The following is an 18,709-nucleotide window of genomic DNA, read 5'->3' on the forward strand; positions in this document are numbered from 1 at the left end:
TGTCATTACATCAATCGATGTATTCGAACACCTTCACGATTTTCTGCACACCGGACACACCCTGCACCAAGTTGGCTGCACGAGTGGCTTCAGCCTGGGTGAGCAGGCCCATCAGGTAGACGATGCCGTTGTCGGTCACGACCTTGATGCGCGAACCGGGGATCGCATTATCGGTGAGCATCTGTGCCTTGATCTTGGTAGTCAGCAGTGCGTCGTTGCTGATGGCCAGCAGGGTGATCGGGTCCATCACCTGCAATTCGTTGTGGACCTTTTTCACGCGTTGTACGGCAGCGGCGGCTTGTTCGGCCTGGGCCTTGAGGTCGGCGCGTGGCGTCTGGCCAGCGAGCAGCACAACGCCATTGAAGCTGGTCACTACGATACGCGAAGCACCGTTGCCCAGATCGGGCGCGGCCTTGGCGACGTTGACTTCAACCTTGGTCTCGATCAGCGAGTCATCGATCTTGCTGCCGAAGGTGCGGGTGCCCTTGTCATCCTGAATAGGGGTGTCGCGTGTTGCAGTGATGGCCGTGCTGCAGCCGCTGATAGCGAGGCACAGGGTGATGGCCAAAAGGCTGAGGCGGTTAACGGTCATTCTTCACTCCCAAACAGTTGGCTGTCGATCAGATCGCACAGGCAGTGGATCGCCAGCAGGTGGACTTCCTGGATACGTGCGGTGACATTGGCCGGGACACGGATCTCCACGTCTTCAGGCAACAGCAGCGAGGCCATTCCACCGCCATCGCGTCCGGTCAATGCTACGACAATCATTTCGCGATCATGTGCGGCCTGGATCGCCTGAATAATATTCGCCGAGTTGCCGCTGGTAGAAATCGCCAGCAGCACATCGCCGGGTTGGCCTAGGGCGCGGATCTGCTTGGAGAAGATTTCGTTGTAGCTGTAGTCGTTGGCGATCGAAGTAATCGTCGACGAATCGGTGGTCAAGGCGATGGCCGGCAGGCTCGGGCGCTCACGCTCGAAGCGGTTGAGCAGCTCGGACGAGAAATGTTGGGCATCGCCGGCCGAACCGCCGTTGCCGCACGAAAGCATTTTGCCCTCGTTGAGCAAGGCATTGACCATGACCTGACTGGCTTGCTCGATGTGCGGTGCAAGTACGTCCATCGCCTGTTGCTTGGTGTCGATGCTGGCCTGGAAAAGCTGGCGAATTCGGGATTGCATGTCCATCTGTGTGACCTTAAGTAGCGCGGCTGTTTGGCACAGGAATGTGCAGCCCGCAAAGCAAAGAGCAAAAGTGTGTGGTGAAGATGTCCGGCGAATCAGCTGTCGAAGGCATCTTTGAGCCAGTTCAGATCAGCCTGACCAGACGGTGTGCTTTCTATGGCAACCACATCGAAACGGCAGGGGGCGTCGGCCCAGCGATGCTCTTTTTGCAGGAAAAACTGCGCGGCGAGTATCAGCTTTTGACGCTTGCGCCCATCAATACTGGCGAGCGCGCCACCCCATTGTGCGTGTTTTCTGTAGCGGACTTCGACGAATACTACTGTATCGCCGTCAAGCATGACCAGATCAAGCTCGCCGCGTTTACACAACCAGTTCTGCGCCAGCAGGCGCAGACCCTGTTGTTGCAAGTGTTTCAGAGCTTGTAGTTCGGCATCCTTGCCGCTTTGTGCGCTGGACCGCTCAGGCATCAGCGTGGGGTGTCCGGCAGGCGCTGGATCTCGCCGCCGACAAACTTGGCCCACGGCATCTGGCGATCAACGCGCTGGTTGGTGCTGATGCCCAGGTTGCCCGAAAGACCGTCAACACGGGTGTCCGGCAGGGCCTTGAGTTGTCCCAGGCGCGGCGCCAGGCGGTAGGCATCGACGCCCATCGCGTACAGGCGGCCGAGGCTGCCATTGGCTTGCGGCCATTGCGCGGCAACCTGATTGCGCAGTGGGTCGGTGGTGTTGAGCAGCCAAGGGGTTTCGCAGAACATCACGTTGGTCATGTCCAGGTACTGATTCTTGTCGCCGCTGGCGCTGAATACGTGAGACGTGGCGTAGACCGGCACATCACCGGCATATTGGAAGTTCAGGGTTGGCTTGATCTGTTGGGCCAGTTGCGGGGTCACGGCCAGGAAGATGAACTCGATGTCCTGGCGACGCGAAGGCTGCGCGGCCACGTCGGTGCCAACGGTGCTTTGCAGGCTTTTGGCGCGGCCTTCGCTTTTGCGCAATTGGAACAAGTCGGCAATCTGCTGGGCCAGGGCGACTGGTTGATCGACGTACTCAACCCCCATGACCTGGCCGCCATTGGCTTCCCAGTCCTGGCGGAAGGCCTTGTAGACACGCTCTCCCCATTCGCCACGCGGCACCATTGCGGCCGCACGGTGCAGGCCGTCGGCACGGGCGCGACGCGAGACTTCGCGGGCTTCGTCTTCTGCGGCCAGGCCGAATTGGAACAGTTGCGCGGGGCCTTGATCGGTCTCGCTGTAGTTCAACGCCAGCGTGGTGATCGGCAGTTGCGGGCGAGCGCTCAGCTGTTTGACCAGCGGTTTCTCCAGTGGGCCGACCACCAGTTGCACACCGTCAGCCTGGGCCTTGGCGTAGAAGTCGTCGAGAGAGTTGAGGCGCGAGCTGTCATAGAACTCAATCACCGGCGGCTTCTGCCCGGCTTGTTCAGCCTGGTAGTGCGCAGCCATGAAACCTTCACGCAGTGCCTTGCCGACGGAGGCCAACTGGCCATCCTGTGGCAGCAGCAGGGCGATCTTGGTCAGGGGCTGGCTCGCCAGCTCCTTGAGCTTGGTCAGTGGCATCGGCAATTGCACAGCGGCTGGGTGGCCTGGGTTCTGTGCGCGCCAAGTGTCGATGGCCGCTTGTTGTTGCTCCAGCGTGCCCGCGCCTTTTACCGCCTGGGCCAGGGTGATCCAGCCGTCGAGCGTGGAGTTGCCGCTGGCTTGCAGCTGTTCGGCCGGCAGGGCGGCAATCAGTACCCAGATGGCTTCATGGTTGCTTTTGGCGGCATCGCCTGTGAGCAGTGGGGCCATGGCCACGCGTTCGCGGGCGGCGGCCAAGGTCTGGCCATCGGCTTCATACGCACGGGCGTGCACGCTGCCAGTGCGGATCTGCTGTTCAGGCGGCAGCTCCTTCAGACTTTGCAGGCTCGGGTGGTTCAGGGCAGTCAGCGCGGCCTTGGGCTGGTTGCGCGCCATGGCCAGTTCGGCGGCCAGGGTGCTGGCAAACACTTGCGCGGCTGGCTTGAGGGCATCCAGGGGCACCTGCGCAAGAATCTGCGACGAGCGGCCAGGGTTGTTCTGTTTGTAGGCCATGTCTGCCGCACTCAGGCGCAGCAGCGCGGCCTTTTCTGGCGTCTTGGCGGTGGTGGCCTGTTCGAGCAGTTGCTCGATACTGGCGTCCGGGGTCCGTGGAAGGTCGCCAAGGCTGGACGAGGGCGAGCTGGCACACGCGGCCAGCAAGGCAGCGAGGCAGAGGGCGGAGAGCAGCCGCAGGCAAGCGATCATGTAAGTGTTCCTGATACCGATCAAATTAGCGTGGAATTGTACCCAAGCACTGGCCCAGGCGCGATGTTACTGGCGTGAAACCGTCGATTTAGGTCGTGCAAATGTTGCAACGGGCGTTAAACGGCTGAAAAGGCATCGCCCGTGATGGCATATTTTCCAGGCGCCTACGCGCTACAATGTCGCTTTTGCCAACCATCGAGGTGTGCGTTTTGACTGCTCCAGGTCCTTTGAATTCCACTGCAGGCTCGCTTTTTGTCGTGGCGACGCCCATTGGCAACCTGGACGACATCAGTGCCCGGGCATTGAAAGTGTTGCGCGAGGTTAAATTGATCGCGGCTGAAGACACCCGTCACTCCCAGCGGTTGATGCAGCATTTTGGTATCAGCACGCCATTAGCGGCTTGCCATGAGCACAACGAGCGCGAGGAAGGCAGTCGCTTTATTGTGCGCCTGCTGGCCGGCGACGATGTGGCGTTGATCTCTGACGCGGGCACGCCGCTGATCTCCGACCCTGGCTACCACCTGGTGCGACAGGCGCGGGCTGCTGGTATCAATGTAGTGCCTGTTCCGGGTGCGTGCGCGCTGATCGCTGCGTTGTCGGCGGCAGGCCTGCCGTCCGACCGTTTCATCTTTGAGGGTTTTCTGCCGGCTAAAGCAGTAGGGCGTCGTGCGCGCCTTCAAGCGCTGAAGGAAGAGCCGCGCACCCTGATCTTCTATGAGGCCCCGCATCGCATCCTTGAATGCCTGCAGGACATGGAGCTTGTGTTTGGCGGCGAACGCCTTGCGTTGCTGGCCCGTGAGCTAACCAAGACCTTTGAAACCCTCAAGGGCCTGCCGTTGGAAGAGCTGCGTGCGTTCGTCGAGGGCGACAGCAACCAACAACGCGGAGAGTGCGTGGTGCTGGTGGCGGGCTGGACCGCGCCTGAGGATGAAGATGCCGTGGGGAGCGAGGCCATGCGCATTCTGGATCTGCTGCTCAAGGAAATGCCACTCAAGCGTGCAGCGGCCCTTGCGGCGGAAATTACTGGCGTGCGCAAGAACCTCTTGTATCAAGCGGCGCTGGATAAGCAGAAAGCCGATTAGTTCCAGCGTTAAACCGGTATTCCGTCTGAACGTGATGGCAATTCTGAACTTTTATTACTTGTCCTAAGTCCGCCGTGCCGTTAACCTGCGCGGCGGAGAGTCGATTGGACAGTCGCTGCCCTCTATGAAAATTAGGGGGGGGAGGAAAGTCCGGGCTCCATAGGGCGAAGTGCCAGGTAATGCCTGGGAGGCGTGAGCCTACGGAAAGTGCCACAGAAAATAACCGCCTAAGCACTTCGGTGCCGGTAAGGGTGAAAAGGTGCGGTAAGAGCGCACCGCACGACTGGCAACAGTTCGTGGCTAGGTAAACCCCACTTGGAGCAAGACCAAATAGGGTCCCAAGGCGTGGCCCGCGCTGGGACCGGGTAGGTTGCTAAAGATGTCCAGTGATGGCCATCGTAGACGAATGACTGTTCAAGACAGAACCCGGCTTACAGATCGACTCTCCACCTTTTTCCTTCTGTCCGAATCTCGGGCAGAAAACCGGTAGTAACGCAAGAATCCCTCCCTGCCGAATCATTGGCAGATGCGTCTTCGTAATACCAAAAAAATCTTACTCTTAATAAATTACTTTAACTTCGAGCTATAGCTCTTTGAGCTATCTGCGCTTGTTGGACCAAAAACATCGCCGAACTCTGGTTTCTCCTCCCTTTACGCTCCTAAATCTCCGTTCTGTAAGGCTTTTCCTTGAATCCGCGCCTTGACGGTGTGGTGGGCGCATTCCTATAGTGTGCGCAAGTGGCGGAAAGTGGCACAAAGTGGGTTTTTTGAACGTAAAACGCTAAAATTTGGAGAAACGCATCTGTGTTTCGCGGAGCTAACGCTATCAGTCTCGATGCAAAAGGCCGTCTCGCCATGCCGAGCCGGTATCGTGACGAGCTCATTTCGCGAAGTTCCGGACAGTTGATCATCACGATCGATGCCGTTGACCCTTGTTTATGTGTTTACCCCCTCGATGAGTGGGAGTTGATTGAAACCAAATTGCGCGCCTTGCCTTCATTGCGTGAAGAAAACCGCCGCCTGCAGCGTTTGCTGATCGGTAATGCCGTCGACCTCGAGTTGGATGGCAGCGGTCGTTTCCTGGTGCCTCCGCGTCTGCGCGAGTACGCCAAGCTGGACAAGCGCGCAATGCTGGTCGGCCAACTGAACAAGTTCCAATTGTGGGACGAAGATGCCTGGGATGCTGTTTCTGCAGCTGACCTGGCTGCTATTCAACAACCGGGCGCTATGCCTGATGAACTGCGTGATTTGATCCTGTGACTATTGATAGCGGCTTTAACCACATCACCGTACTGCTTGACGAAGCCGTTGAGGCTCTCGCCGTACGCGCGGATGGCTGCTATCTGGACGGTACGTTCGGCAGGGGCGGGCATAGCCGGTTGATACTCAGCCAGCTCGGGTCCGACGGTAAACTCCTCGGGTTCGACAAAGACCCTCAAGCGATTGCCACCGGGCAAGCGCTAGCGGCCGAAGACGGCCGCTTTGTCGTTGTGCAGCGTAGCTTTGCCGAGCTGGGTGCCGAAGTCGCCGAGCGTGGCATGGCGGGCAAGGTGGCCGGGGTTTTGCTCGACTTGGGCGTGTCTTCGCCGCAGCTCGACGACCCGGAACGTGGATTCAGTTTCATGAATGACGGCCCGCTCGATATGCGCATGGACCCGACTCGGGGTATCAGCGCAGCGGAGTTCATTGCGACCGCACCCCATGAAGAAATCGCCCGCGTGTTCAAGGAATACGGTGAAGAACGCTTCGCCGGTCGCATGGCCCGTGCCGTGGTCGAACGTCGTGAAATCCAGCCGTTCGAGCGCACCGCTGATCTGGCCGAAGTGCTGAAAGTCGCCAACCCGGCATGGGAAAAAGGCAAGAACCCTGCGACCCGTGCGTTCCAGGGCCTGCGCATTCACGTCAACAACGAATTGGGTGACTTGGAGGCCGGCCTTGAGGCTGCCCTCGAAGCGCTGGAAGTGGGCGGTCGCCTGGTGGTGATCAGCTTCCACTCCCTGGAAGACCGTATCGTCAAGCTGTTCATGCGTCGCCTGGTCAAGGGTGAGTCCGACAACCTGCCGCGCAACCTGCCGGTACGTTTCGAAGCCTTTGTGCCGAAAATCAAAATCCATGGCAAAGCGCAGTTCGCTTCCGAAGCCGAGCTCAAAGCCAACCCACGTTCCCGCAGCGCCGTCATGCGCGTTGCCGAGAAGTTGCGGTGAGCAAGCTTTTCGCCAAGCCCCTCCCGGGCGGCAGCTTCTTTATGATGCTGCTGTTTGTCGGTGTGTTGGTTTCCGCGATTGCGGTGTCCTACAGCGCCCACTACAACCGTCAATTGCTCAATACCCTGTATGGGGAATTGAGTGTGCGTGACAAAGCGCAGGCGGAGTGGGGGCGGTTGATCCTCGAGCAAAGCACCTGGACGGCCCATAGCCGCATTGAAGTGCTGGCCACCGAGCAGCTGAAAATGCACATTCCTGGCGCGGCTGAAGTCCGCATGGTGGCGCCATGATGAAACTCGAGGGTGCACTCTACCCCTGGCGTTTCCGCCTGATGCTCGGCTTGCTGGCATTGATGGTCGGTGCGATTGCCTGGCGGATCATCGATCTGCAAGTAGTCGACCGTGACTTCCTGATCGGCGAGGGCAACGCCCGTAGCTTGCGTCACATTCCGATTCCTGCACACCGCGGCCTGATCACCGACCGCAACGGCGAGCCCTTGGCCGTTAGTACCCCGGTGACCACCCTGTGGGCGAACGCAAAGGAATTGCAGGTCGCCAAGGATCGTTGGCCGGCCCTTGCCTCTGCGCTGGGACAAGACCCGAAAGCCTTGGCTGAGCGCCTGGAAGCCCAGGCCAATAAAGAATTTATCTACCTGGTTCGCGGGCTGACCCCTGAACAAGGCCAGCAAGTGCTCGACCTTAAAGTCCCCGGTGTCTACGGCATCGAGGAATTCCGTCGTTTCTACCCGGCCGGTGAAACCACTGCGCATATGGTCGGCTTCACCGACATCGATGATCATGGTCGCGAAGGCGTGGAACTCGCCTACGATGAATGGCTCGCCGGGGTTCCCGGCAAACGACAAGTCATCAAGGATCGGCGCGGCAGACTGATCAAGGATGTCCAAGTCACCAAAAACGCCAAGGCCGGTAAGCCCTTGGCGTTGTCGATTGACCTGCGCCTGCAATACCTGGCCAACCGCGAGCTGCGTAACGCGATCATCGAGAACGGCGCCAAGGCCGGCAGCTTGGTGATCATGGACGTGAAGACCGGCGAGATCCTCGCCATGGTCAACCAGCCGACCTACAACCCCAACAACCGTCGCAACCTGCAACCGGCGATGATGCGCAACCGCGCGATGATCGACGTGTTCGAACCGGGTTCGACCATGAAAGCCATCTCCATGAGTGCCGCCCTGGAAACCGGACGCTGGAAGCCCAGCGACAAGGTCGAGGTGTATCCAGGCACCTTGCAGTTGGGCAAATACACCATTCGTGACGTGTCGCGCACCGAAGGTCCGGTGCTGGATTTGACAGGTATCCTGATCAACTCCAGTAACGTGGGCATGAGTAAGGTCGCCTTCGATATCGGTGGCGAAACCATCTACCACCTGGCGCAGAAGATCGGTCTGGGCCAGCCCACTGGCCTCGATTTCCCAGGCGAGCGCGTGGGCAACCTGCCGAACTATCGCGACTGGAAAAAGGCCGAGACCGCCACGCTTTCCTACGGCTACGGCTTGTCGGTAACGGCGATCCAGCTGGCCCACGCTTTCTCTGTATTGGCGAATAATGGCCGGATGGTTCCCCTGAGCCTTATCCATGTCGACGAAGCGCCGAAAGCCACCCAGGTGATCCCGGAAAACGTCGCCAAGACCATGCAAGGCATGCTGCAACAAGTGATCGAAGCACCGCGTGGCGTATTCCGTGCCCAGGTGCCGGCGTACCACGTGGCCGGCAAGTCAGGTACCGCGCGTAAAACCTCGGTGGGCACCAAGGGCTACGCCGAAAACTCCTACCGTTCGCTGTTCGCAGGTTTCGGCCCGATGAGCGATCCACGCTACGCCATCGTCGTTGTGATCGATGAGCCGAGCAAAGCCGGTTACTTCGGTGGCCTGGTATCGGCGCCGGTGTTCAGCAAAGTGATGTCCGGCACCCTGCGTCTGATGAACATCACGCCGGATAACCTGCCGCCGACGCAACAAGCGAACGCCGGACCACCGGCTGCTGCCGTAAAAGCCAATGGAGGGCGCGGCTGATGTCTCTTAGCCTGAACAAGATTTTTGCCCACGCCGGTCGCGATCTGCTGATTCGCGAATTGAGTCTGGATAGCCGCAATGTGCGTGCCGGTGACCTGTTCCTGGCCGTGCCTGGCGGTAAATTCGATGGCCGTGCGCACATCGCCGACGCGTTGCAACGCGGAGCGGCTGCCGTGGCCTATGAAGTGGAAGGCGCCACTGTGCTGCCGATTACTGATGTTCCGTTGATTCCAGTCAAAGGTCTGGCCAAGCAGCTCTCGGACATCGCCGGGCGTTTTTATGGTGAGCCGAGTCGACACGTCAATCTGGTCGGCGTCACCGGGACTAACGGCAAGACCAGCGTGACCCAACTGATCGCCCAGGCACTTGACCTGCTGGGTCAGCATTGCGGCATCGTCGGCACACTGGGCACCGGTTTCTACGGCGCGCTGCAAAGCGGCCTGCACACCACGCCGAACCCAATCGCCGTGCAAGCGACCCTGGCCGACCTGAAAAAGGCCGGCGCCAAGGCGGTTGCCATGGAAGTGTCGTCCCACGGTTTGCATCAAGGCCGCGTTGCTGCGCTGGCGTTTGATGTGGCGGTGATGACCAACCTGTCCCGTGATCACCTTGATTACCACGGCACCATGGAAGCCTACGCTGCCGAGAAGGCCAAGCTGTTTGCCTGGAACGACCTCAAGTGCCGGGTGGTAAACCTGGATGACGAGTTTGGCCGTCAACTGGCTGCCGAAGAGCGTGAATCGCGCCTGATCAGCTACAGCCTGGAAGACGCCAGCGCGTACCTGTATTGCCGCGAAGCCCACTTCAACGACGAAGGTGTGCGCGCCACACTGGTGACGCCGCAGGGCGAGCATCATTTGCGCAGCAGCCTGCTCGGTCGCTTCAACCTGAGCAACACCTTGGCGGCAGTTGGTGCATTGCTCGGCCTGGATTACGCCCTCGACGAAATCCTGCGTGTACTGCCGAAGCTGGAAGGCCCGGTCGGTCGCATGCAGCGCCTGGGTGGCGGCAAGCAGCCGTTGGTAGTCGTCGATTACGCCCACACACCGGATGCCCTGGAAAAAGTCCTGGTTGCCCTACGCCCACATGCCAAGGGCAAGCTGCTGTGCCTGTTCGGTTGCGGCGGTGATCGTGATCGCGGCAAACGTCCGCTGATGGCCGAGATTGTCGAGCGCCTGGCCGATGGCGTGCTCGTCACCGACGACAATCCGCGCAGCGAAGACCCGAGCCAGATTTTCGACGACATCCGTGTCGGCTTCAAAGACGTGTCCAAGGCCTCGTTTGTCGCCGGCCGCGGCGCCGCCATCGCCCAATTGATCGCCAGCGCCGGTGCTGACGACGTGGTGGTGTTGGCCGGTAAAGGTCACGAGGACTATCAGGAAATCAACGGCGAGCGCCACGCCTTCTCCGATCTGGTCGAGGCCGATCACGCCTTGACCGCCTGGGAGGTCGCCCATGCTTAAAGCGATGACATTCAGCGAACTGACCCAGGCCCTGTCGGCCCGAGTGTTGTCGAGCGATTGCAGTTTCGACGGCGTCAGTATCGACAGCCGCGCCATCAAGCCTGGGCAATTGTTTGTTGCCCTGGCTGGCCCGCGTTTCGATGGTCACGACTACCTGAATGACGTCGCTGCCAAAGGTGCCGTCGGTGCGTTGGTGCAGCGCGAAGTGCCTGATTCAACGTTGCCGCAGTTGCTGGTCGCCGACACACGTCTGGCGCTGGGCCAACTGGGTGCGCTGAACCGTGCGGCCTTTGACAAGCCCGTTGCAGCCGTCACCGGCTCCAGCGGCAAGACCACGGTCAAGGAACTGCTCGCCGGCGTGTTGCGTACGCGCGGCCCGGTCCTCGCGACCCGTGGCAACCTGAACAATGATTTCGGCGCTCCGCTGACCCTGCTTGAACTGGCCCCGGAACACACGGCGGCCGTGATCGAACTGGGCGCGTCGCGCGTCGGCGAAATCGCCTACACCGTGGCGCTGACCAAGCCCCACGTGGCGATCATCAATAACGCCGGTACCGCCCACGTTGGCGAGTTCGGTGGCCCGGAGAAAATCGTCGAAGCCAAGGGCGAAATCCTTGAAGGTCTTGATGCATCGGGCACTGCTGTCTTGAATCTCGACGACAAGGCCTTCGAAACCTGGCGTGTGCGTGCCGCCGGTCGCAAGGTCCTGACGTTTGCCGTGCTCAATGCCGCGGCTGATTTCCATGCCTCGAACATTACCGTTGATGCGCGTGGCTGCCCGTCCTTTACCTTGCATACCCCGCAAGGCAACCAACACGTGCAACTGAATTTGCTGGGCAACCACAACGTCGCCAATGCCTTGGCCGCCGCCGCAGCCGCTTACGCCCTGGGCGTGTCGCTGTTCGGTATCGCCACGGGTCTGGGCGCGGTGCAGCCGGTCAAAGGGCGCACCGTGGCGCAGTTGGCCAGCAACGGCATGCGCGTGATCGACGACACCTATAACGCCAACCAGTCCTCCATCTGCGCCGCCATCGACCTGCTCAAAAGCTTCGACGGCCGCAAGGTTTTGGTGCTGGGTGATATCGCCGAACTGGGCGAGTGGGCCGAACAGTCCCACCGCGACGTCGGCGCCTACGCCGCTGGCAAAGTCGACGCGCTGTACGCCGTCGGCCCACACATGGCGCACGCCGTCAGCGTATTCGGCCCTGGCGCCCGTCATTTTGCGACCCAGGCCGAGCTGATCCAGGCGCTGACGGCGGCTGAACACGACAAACACACAACCATTTTGATCAAGGGATCGCGCAGCGCGGTGATGGAAAACGTCGTCGCGGCCTTGTGTGGCTCAAGTACGGAGAAACATTAATGCTGCTGCTGCTGGCTGAGTATCTGCAACAGTTCCACAAAGGCTTCGCGGTCTTTCAGTACCTGACCCTGCGCGGGATCCTGGGTGTGCTGACCGCGCTGTGTTTGTCGCTGTTCCTGGGGCCGTGGATGATCCGCACCCTGCAGAACCTGCAAATTGGTCAATCGGTTCGTAATGACGGCCCGCAGTCGCACCTGTCCAAATCCGGCACCCCGACCATGGGCGGCGCGCTGATCCTGTCGTCCATCGGAATCAGCACCCTGTTGTGGGCCGATCTGCATAACCGCTACGTGTGGACGGTGTTATTGGTGACCTTGCTGTTCGGCGCTATCGGCTGGGTGGATGACTACCGCAAGGTGATCGAGAAGAACTCGAAAGGCCTGCCAAGTCGCTGGAAGTATTTCTGGCAGTCGGTGTTTGGCCTCGGCGCTGCGATATTCCTCTACACCACTGCGCCAAGCGCGGTCGAAACCACCTTGATCATCCCGATGCTCAAGGACGCCAGCATTCCCCTGGGCGTCGGCTTCGTGGTGCTGACCTACTTCGTGATCGTCGGCTCCAGCAACGCGGTCAATCTGACCGATGGCCTCGACGGTCTGGCAATCATGCCGACGGTGATGGTGGGCGGCGCACTCGGCATCTTCTGCTACCTGTCGGGTAACGTGAAATTCGCTGAATACCTGCTGATCCCTTATGTACCGGGCGCGGGTGAATTGATCGTGTTCTGCGGCGCGCTGATCGGTGCAGGCCTGGGCTTCCTGTGGTTCAACACGTATCCCGCACAAGTCTTCATGGGTGACGTCGGCGCACTGGCGTTGGGCGCAGCCCTTGGCACCATTGCCGTGATCGTTCGCCAGGAAATCGTGCTGTTCATCATGGGCGGTGTGTTCGTGATGGAAACCCTGTCGGTGGTCATCCAGGTGGCGTCCTTCAAGTTGACCGGGCGCCGCGTGTTCCGTATGGCGCCGATTCACCACCACTTTGAACTCAAGGGCTGGCCCGAGCCACGCGTGATCGTCCGCTTCTGGATCATCACCGTGATTCTGGTGCTGATCGGCCTTGCCACCCTGAAACTGAGGTAGAAACGAGTGTCCCTGATCGCTTCAGACCACTTCCGCATCGTTGTCGGCCTCGGCAAGAGCGGCATGTCCCTGGTTCGCTTCCTGGCGAACCGGGGCAAGCCGTTTGCCGTGGCCGACACGCGGGAAAATCCACCGGAGCTGGTCACGCTGCGCCGTGACTACCCGCACGTGGAAGTGCGTTGTGGCGAGTTGGATGTCGAGTTTCTGTGCCGCGCCGACGAGCTCTACGTGAGCCCCGGCTTGGCCATCGCGACCCCGGCCCTGCAAGCCGCCGCCGCCCGTGGCGTGAAGCTGTCCGGCGACATCGACCTGTTCGCGCGTAACGCGCAGGCGCCGATCGTGGCTATCAGCGGTTCCAACGCGAAAAGCACCGTGACCACCCTGGTCGGCGAGATGGCGGCTGCGGCTGGCAAGCGCGTCGCCGTGGGCGGCAACCTCGGCACCCCGGCGCTGGACCTGCTCAGCGACGATGTCGAGCTGTATGTGATGGAGCTGTCGAGCTTCCAGCTGGAAACCACCCACGATCTCGGTGCCGAAGTGGCGACTGTATTGAACGTGAGTGAAGACCACATGGACCGCTACAGCGGCCTGCCGGCCTATCACTTGGCCAAGCACCGGATCTTCCGTGGCGCCAAGCAAGTGGTGGTCAACCGTCAGGACGCGTTGAGCCGTCCGCTGATGGGCGAAGGCCTGCCATGCTGGACCTTCGGCCTGAGCAAACCTGATTTCAAAGCCTTCGGCATTCGCGAAGAGAACGGCGAGAAATACCTGGCCTTCGAATTCCAGAACCTGATGCCGGTGCGCGAGCTGAAAATCCGTGGCGCCCATAACCAATCCAACGCCCTGGCAGCTCTGGCGCTGGGCCATGCTGTCGGGCTGCCGTTCGACGCCATGCTGTCGGCCCTGCGTACTTTCGGCGGCCTGGAGCATCGCTGCCAGTGGGTGCGCGATCTCGACGGCGTCAGCTATTACAACGATTCCAAGGCCACCAACGTCGGTGCTGCCCTGGCGGCTATTGAAGGCCTTGGCGCCGATATCGAAGGCAAGCTGGTGCTGATCGCCGGTGGCGACGGCAAGGGCGCAGACTTCAAGGACCTTAAAGGCCCGGTCGCCGAGCATTGCCGCGCCGTGGTGCTGATGGGCCGCGACTCCGATTTGATCGCCGCCGCCCTTGGCGATGCCGTGCCGCAAGTGCGCGCTACCTCCCTGGACGATGCCATCGCGCAATGCAAAGCCCTGGCCCAGCCGGGCGATGCGGTGCTGCTGTCGCCGGCGTGCGCCAGTTTCGACATGTTCAAGAACTACGAAGAGCGCGGCCAGCTGTTCGCCCGCGCCGTGGAGGCCTTGGCATGAGTATCAACTTTCGGAACATCATCAAGCCGTACCCGTCGCCGATCATCACTGGGCGCGGTGTCGACCTCGATTTCCCGATGCTCGCCGGTTGCCTGGCGTTGCTCGGCCTGGGCTTGGTGATGATCACGTCGGCGTCGTCCGAAGTGGCGGCCGTGCAGTCGGGCAACACTCTGTACATGATGATCCGTCACCTGGTGTACCTGGTGATCGGCCTTGGCGCGTGCATCGTCACCATGATGATCCCGATCGCCACCTGGCAACGCCTGGGTTGGCTGATGCTGATCGGTGCGTTCGGCTTGCTGATCATGGTGATCCTGCCCGGCATCGGCCGGGAGGTGAACGGTTCGATGCGCTGGATCGGCTTCGGCGCGTTCAACGTGCAGCCGTCGGAAATCGCCAAGGTGTTCGTGGTGATCTACCTGGCCGGTTATCTGGTGCGTCGCCAGAAAGAAGTGCGCGAAAGCTGGATGGGCTTCTTCAAGCCGTTCATCGTACTGTTGCCGATGGCCGGCCTGTTGCTGATGGAGCCCGACTTCGGTGCCACCGTCGTGATGATGGGGGCGGCAGCGGCGATGCTGTTCCTTGGCGGCGTGGGGCTGTTCCGCTTCACCTTGATGGTGGTGCTGGCCGTGGCGGCCGTGACCATTCTGGTGCAGGCGCAACCCTACCGGATGGCGCGTCTGATTACCTTTACCGACCCGTGGTCCGACCAGTTCGGTTCCGGCTACCAGTTGACCCAGGCGCTGATCGCCTTCGGTCGCGGCGAGTGGCTCGGCGTGGGCCTGGGCAACAGCGTGCAGAAGCAGTTCTACCTGCCGGAAGCGCACACCGACTTCGTGTTCTCGGTGCTCGCCGAAGAGCTCGGCGTGGTCGGTTCGCTGTGCACCGTCGCACTGTTCGTGTTCGTGTGTGTGCGCGGCATGTACATCGGCCTGTGGGCCGAGAAGGCCAAACAGTATTTCGCTGCTTATGTGGCGTACGGCTTGTCGTTCCTGTGGATCGGCCAGTTCCTGATCAACATCGGTGTGAACGTCGGCCTGCTGCCGACCAAGGGCCTGACCTTGCCGTTCCTCAGTTACGGCGGCAGTTCGTTGGTGATCTGCTGCGCATGCCTGGGCTTGTTGCTGCGCATCGAGTGGGAGAGTCGAACCCACCTGGGCAGCGAAGAGATGGAATTCAGCGAAAGCGATTTTGCCGAGGAGCCAACCCATGGGCGCTAACGTGCTGATCATGGCAGGCGGCACCGGGGGCCATGTGTTCCCGGCCCTGGCTTGCGCACGCGAATTCCAGAACCGTGGCTACACCGTGCACTGGTTGGGCACGCCGCGTGGCATCGAAAACGAACTGGTACCGAATGCCGGTTTGCCGCTGCACCTGATCAACGTCACGGGCCTGCGTGGCAAGAGCAAATTGTCCCTGCTCAAGGCGCCGTTCGTGTTGCTCAAGGCGGTCTGGCAGGCGAGCAAGGTTATTCGTGATTTGAAACCAGTGTGTGTGCTCGGTTTTGGTGGGTATGTGACCGGTCCTGGTGGCGTCGCCGCCAAGCTCGCTGGTGTGCCGGTGATCGTGCATGAGCAGAACGCCGTCGCCGGCACCGCCAACCGCCTGCTGGTGCCATTGGCCGCTCGGGTGTGTGAAGCGTTCCCGAAAACTTTTGGCGCCTCGGACAAGCTGCGTACCACCGGCAATCCGGTGCGCACTGAACTGTTCATGGACATCGCTCGTGAAGCACTGCAAGGGCGCAAGCCGCACCTGCTGGTCATGGGCGGCAGCCTGGGCTCCGAGCCGTTGAACAAACTGCTGCCGGAAGCCCTGGCGCAACTCCCCGTGGAATTGCGTCCGGAGGTCTTCCATCAGGCCGGCAAAGATCACGGTGAAGTCACCGCCACGCGTTATCGCGAAGCCGGTGTTGAGGCGAACGTACAGCCTTTCATCAAAGACATGGCCCACGCCTATGGCTGGGCCGACCTGGTGGTCTGCCGCTCCGGTGCGCTGACCGTCAGTGAACTGGCTGCCGCCGGTCTGCCGTCCTTGCTGGTGCCTTTGCCCCACGCGATCGACGATCACCAGACCCGCAATGCCGAATATTTGGCCGGGGAGGGCGCTGCCTTCCTGCTGCCGCAAAGAACGACTGGCGCCGCCGATTTGGCCGCACGCCTGACTGAGGTTTTGATGCAACCGGAACGACTCAATAGCATGGCGAGCACCGCAAGCCGCCTGGCCAAACCTGATGCAACCCGCACCGTGGTCGATATCTGCCTGGAGGTGGCCCATGGTTGAGAATCAGAAAGCCATGCCGCAACCGGAAATGCGCCGCATCCGTCGTATCCACTTCGTCGGTATCGGCGGCGTGGGCATGTGCGGTATTGCCGAAGTGTTGCTGAACCTGGGCTACCAGGTGTCCGGCTCCGACTTGAAAGAGTCGCCGGTCACCGATCGCCTGAAAACCTTCGGCGCGCAGATCTTCATCGGCCACCGCGCTGAGAACGCCTCCGAAGCTGACGTGCTGGTGGTGTCCAGCGCCGTGAACACCTCCAACCCGGAAGTGGCCACTGCCCTTGAGCGCCGCATTCCCGTGGTGCCACGCGCCGAGATGCTGGCTGAGCTGATGCGTTATCGCCACGGCATCGCCGTCGCCGGTACTCACGGCAAAACCACCACCACCAGCCTGATCGCCTCGGTGTTCGCGGCCGGTGGCCTGGACCCGACGTTCGTCATCGGTGGCCGCCTGAATGCAGCCGGCACCAATGCACAATTGGGCACCAGCCGTTACCTGATCGCCGAAGCCGATGAAAGTGACGCGAGCTTCCTGCACCTGCAACCGCTGGTCGCTGTCGTCACCAACATCGACGAAGATCACATGGCGACCTACGACGGTGACTTCAACAAGTTGAAGAAAACCTTCGTCGATTTCCTGCATAACCTGCCGTTCTACGGCCTGGCCGTGGTGTGCCTGGACGATCCGGTGGTGCGTGAAATCCTGCCATTGGTCAAACGTCCGACCGTGACCTACGGCTTCAGCGAAGACGCCGACGTGCGCGCCATCAATGTGCGACAGGAAGGCATGCAAACCTTCTTCACCGTGCTGCGTCCGGAGCGCGAGCCGCTGGATGTCTCGGTGAACATGCCAGGCAACCACAACGTCCTCAATTCCTTGGCGACTATTTGCATCGCCACCGACGAAGGCGTCAGCGATGAGGCCATCGTCGAAGGTCTGTCGCGCTTTGCCGGCGTGGGCCGTCGCTTCCAGGTCTACGGCCAGTTGCCGGTAGAAGGCGGTGACGTGATGCTGGTGGACGACTACGGTCATCACCCGACCGAAGTTGCTGCCGTGATCAAGGCCGTGCGCGGTGGCTGGCCGGAGCGCCGTCTGGTGATGGTGTACCAGCCACACCGCTATAGCCGTACCCGCGACCTGTACGACGATTTCGTCAATGTATTGGCCGATGCCAACGTGCTGTTGCTGATGGAGGTGTACCCGGCCGGTGAAGAACCGATCCCTGGAGCCGACAGCCGCAAGCTGTGCAACAGCATCCGTCAGCGTGGCCAGTTGGACCCGATCTACATCGAGCGTGGTGTAGACCTGGCGCCGATCGTCAAGCCGCTGCTGCGGGCCGGTGACATTTTGCTGTGCCAGGGTGCCGGTGACATTGGTGGCCTTGCCCCTAAATTACTGGCGAGCCCGCTGTTTGCCGCCGCGAAGGGGAAGTCGAAATGATCAACGACTACGGCTCCCTGTTTTCCACAATCGCACCCGCTGACTTCGGTCGCGTGGCGGTGTTGTTCGGCGGCAAAAGCGCTGAACGTGAAGTGTCGCTCAAGTCCGGCAACGCTGTGCTCGAAGCCCTGCAAAGCGCCGGCGTGAACGCCTTCGGCATCGACGTGGGCGATGACTTCCTCGCTCGCCTTCTGGCCGAGAAGATCGATCACGCCTTCATCATCCTCCACGGCCGTGGCGGTGAAGACGGCAGCATGCAAGGCCTGTTGGAGTGCGCCGGCATCCCTTACACCGGCAGCGGCATCCTTGCCTCCGCGCTGGCGATGGACAAGTTGCGCACCAAGCAGGTGTGGCACAGCCTGGGCATTCCAACCCCGCGTCACAGCGTTCTGTGCAGCGAAGACGATTGTATTTCTGCAGCCAAGGAACTGGGCCTGCCTTTGATCGTCAAACCTGCCCATGAAGGCTCCAGTATCGGCATGGCTAAAGTGAACTCGGCCGCCGAATTGATCGACGCATGGAAAGCGGCAAGTACCTACGATTCGCAAGTGTTGGTGGAACAGTGGATTTCCGGTCCCGAGTACACCATCGCCACCCTGCGTGGTCAGGTTTTGCCGCCTATCGCATTGGGCACGCCCCACACCTTTTACGACTACGACGCCAAGTACCTGGCTTCCGATACCCAGTACCGGATCCCGTGCGGCCTTGACGCAAGCAAAGAACAGGAATTGATGGACCTCACGGCGAAAGCCTGTGAGGCGCTGGGTATCGCCGGTTGGGCGCGCGCAGACGTGATGCAGGATGACCAAGGGAATTTCTGGTTCCTGGAAGTCAACACCGCACCGGGCATGACCGACCACAGCCTGGTACCTATGGCAGCCCGTGCGGCCGGTTTGGACTTCCAGCAGTTAGTGCTGGCGATCCTGGCCGACAGCATTGAGCCAAGAGGCTAAGG

General features: G+C 60.8%; 17 protein-coding genes and 1 other RNA gene. 14 read left to right on the top strand and 4 right to left on the bottom strand.

Annotation, left to right across the window (positions count from 1 at the left end; translation table 11 throughout):
* Positions 1 to 10 precede the first annotated feature (10 nt).
* The 4 genes from RB216_RS04555 to RB216_RS04570 all read right to left on the bottom strand — a co-directional run bounded on the left by RB216_RS04555 (position 11) and on the right by RB216_RS04570 (position 3,457).
* Positions 11 to 592, bottom strand: a complete 582-nt coding sequence (locus RB216_RS04555) for a BON domain-containing protein (RefSeq protein WP_012722284.1) — start codon at positions 590 to 592, stop codon at positions 11 to 13.
* Positions 589 to 1,182 (bottom strand): phosphoheptose isomerase, encoded by a 594-nt coding sequence (locus RB216_RS04560; protein WP_007904374.1) that lies wholly within the window; start codon positions 1,180 to 1,182, stop codon positions 589 to 591. The genes RB216_RS04555 and RB216_RS04560 overlap by 4 nt, the downstream gene beginning before the upstream one ends.
* 92 nt (positions 1,183 to 1,274) lie before the next feature.
* Positions 1,275 to 1,646, bottom strand: coding sequence for a YraN family protein (locus tag RB216_RS04565; protein WP_010213054.1), 372 nt, complete (start codon positions 1,644 to 1,646; stop codon positions 1,275 to 1,277).
* Positions 1,646 to 3,457 carry a penicillin-binding protein activator gene (locus tag RB216_RS04570; protein ID WP_028618888.1) on the bottom strand — a complete coding sequence of 604 codons (1,812 nt, stop codon included), beginning with the start codon at positions 3,455 to 3,457 and terminating at the stop codon, positions 1,646 to 1,648. The genes RB216_RS04565 and RB216_RS04570 overlap by 1 nt, the downstream gene beginning before the upstream one ends.
* Positions 3,458 to 3,633: 176 nt before the next feature.
* On the opposite strand from RB216_RS04570, the gene rsmI reads away from it, so the two are divergent.
* The 14 genes from rsmI to RB216_RS04640 all read left to right on the top strand — a co-directional run bounded on the left by rsmI (position 3,634) and on the right by RB216_RS04640 (position 18,707).
* Positions 3,634 to 4,539, top strand: coding sequence for a 16S rRNA (cytidine(1402)-2'-O)-methyltransferase (rsmI, locus tag RB216_RS04575; RefSeq protein WP_161634132.1), 906 nt, complete (start codon positions 3,634 to 3,636; stop codon positions 4,537 to 4,539).
* Positions 4,540 to 4,635: 96 nt separating this feature from the next.
* Positions 4,636 to 4,989: RNase P RNA component class A (rnpB, locus tag RB216_RS04580), an RNA gene on the top strand.
* A gap of 354 nt (positions 4,990 to 5,343) precedes the next feature.
* Positions 5,344 to 5,799 (top strand): division/cell wall cluster transcriptional repressor MraZ, encoded by a 456-nt coding sequence (mraZ, locus tag RB216_RS04585; RefSeq protein WP_003171868.1) that lies wholly within the window; start codon positions 5,344 to 5,346, stop codon positions 5,797 to 5,799.
* Entirely contained in the window at positions 5,796 to 6,743 is a 948-nt protein-coding gene (rsmH, locus tag RB216_RS04590) for a 16S rRNA (cytosine(1402)-N(4))-methyltransferase RsmH (protein WP_028618890.1), read from the top strand. The genes mraZ and rsmH overlap by 4 nt, the downstream gene beginning before the upstream one ends.
* Positions 6,740 to 7,033, top strand: a complete 294-nt coding sequence (gene ftsL, locus RB216_RS04595; protein WP_016974953.1) for a cell division protein FtsL — start codon at positions 6,740 to 6,742, stop codon at positions 7,031 to 7,033. Before rsmH ends, ftsL begins: the two co-directional genes overlap by 4 nt.
* On the top strand, positions 7,033 to 8,775 hold the full coding sequence (locus tag RB216_RS04600; protein ID WP_017738701.1) for a peptidoglycan D,D-transpeptidase FtsI family protein: 1,743 nt from the start codon (positions 7,033 to 7,035) through the stop codon (positions 8,773 to 8,775). Before ftsL ends, RB216_RS04600 begins: the two co-directional genes overlap by 1 nt.
* A complete protein-coding gene (locus RB216_RS04605; RefSeq protein WP_028618891.1) occupies positions 8,775 to 10,238 on the top strand; it encodes a UDP-N-acetylmuramoyl-L-alanyl-D-glutamate--2,6-diaminopimelate ligase in 1,464 nt (487 codons plus the stop codon). Before RB216_RS04600 ends, RB216_RS04605 begins: the two co-directional genes overlap by 1 nt.
* Entirely contained in the window at positions 10,231 to 11,601 is a 1,371-nt protein-coding gene (locus RB216_RS04610; RefSeq protein ID WP_305383595.1) for a UDP-N-acetylmuramoyl-tripeptide--D-alanyl-D-alanine ligase, read from the top strand. Before RB216_RS04605 ends, RB216_RS04610 begins: the two co-directional genes overlap by 8 nt.
* Complete coding sequence (gene mraY / locus RB216_RS04615; protein WP_028618893.1) at positions 11,601 to 12,683, top strand: phospho-N-acetylmuramoyl-pentapeptide-transferase; 1,083 nt, start codon at positions 11,601 to 11,603, stop codon at positions 12,681 to 12,683. Before RB216_RS04610 ends, mraY begins: the two co-directional genes overlap by 1 nt.
* Before the next feature lie 6 nt (positions 12,684 to 12,689).
* The gene (murD, locus tag RB216_RS04620; RefSeq protein ID WP_028618894.1) at positions 12,690 to 14,036 is read left to right on the top strand and encodes a UDP-N-acetylmuramoyl-L-alanine--D-glutamate ligase; all 1,347 of its coding nucleotides are present in this window, start codon (positions 12,690 to 12,692) and stop codon (positions 14,034 to 14,036) included.
* The gene (gene ftsW / locus RB216_RS04625) at positions 14,033 to 15,256 is read left to right on the top strand and encodes a putative lipid II flippase FtsW (protein WP_032864492.1); all 1,224 of its coding nucleotides are present in this window, start codon (positions 14,033 to 14,035) and stop codon (positions 15,254 to 15,256) included. The genes murD and ftsW overlap by 4 nt, the downstream gene beginning before the upstream one ends.
* Positions 15,246 to 16,316: an undecaprenyldiphospho-muramoylpentapeptide beta-N-acetylglucosaminyltransferase gene (gene murG / locus RB216_RS04630; protein ID WP_028618896.1), complete on the top strand. Its 1,071-nt coding sequence runs from the start codon at positions 15,246 to 15,248 to the stop codon at positions 16,314 to 16,316. The genes ftsW and murG overlap by 11 nt, the downstream gene beginning before the upstream one ends.
* A complete protein-coding gene (murC, locus tag RB216_RS04635) occupies positions 16,309 to 17,754 on the top strand; it encodes a UDP-N-acetylmuramate--L-alanine ligase (RefSeq protein ID WP_028618897.1) in 1,446 nt (481 codons plus the stop codon). Before murG ends, murC begins: the two co-directional genes overlap by 8 nt.
* A complete protein-coding gene (locus tag RB216_RS04640) occupies positions 17,751 to 18,707 on the top strand; it encodes a D-alanine--D-alanine ligase (RefSeq protein ID WP_028618898.1) in 957 nt (318 codons plus the stop codon). The genes murC and RB216_RS04640 overlap by 4 nt, the downstream gene beginning before the upstream one ends.
* The last annotated feature ends 2 nt before the right edge of the window (positions 18,708 to 18,709 follow it).

The sequence above is a fragment of the Pseudomonas canadensis genome (genome assembly GCF_030980095.1).
In the GTDB taxonomy this organism is placed as follows: domain Bacteria; phylum Pseudomonadota; class Gammaproteobacteria; order Pseudomonadales; family Pseudomonadaceae; genus Aquipseudomonas; species Aquipseudomonas canadensis.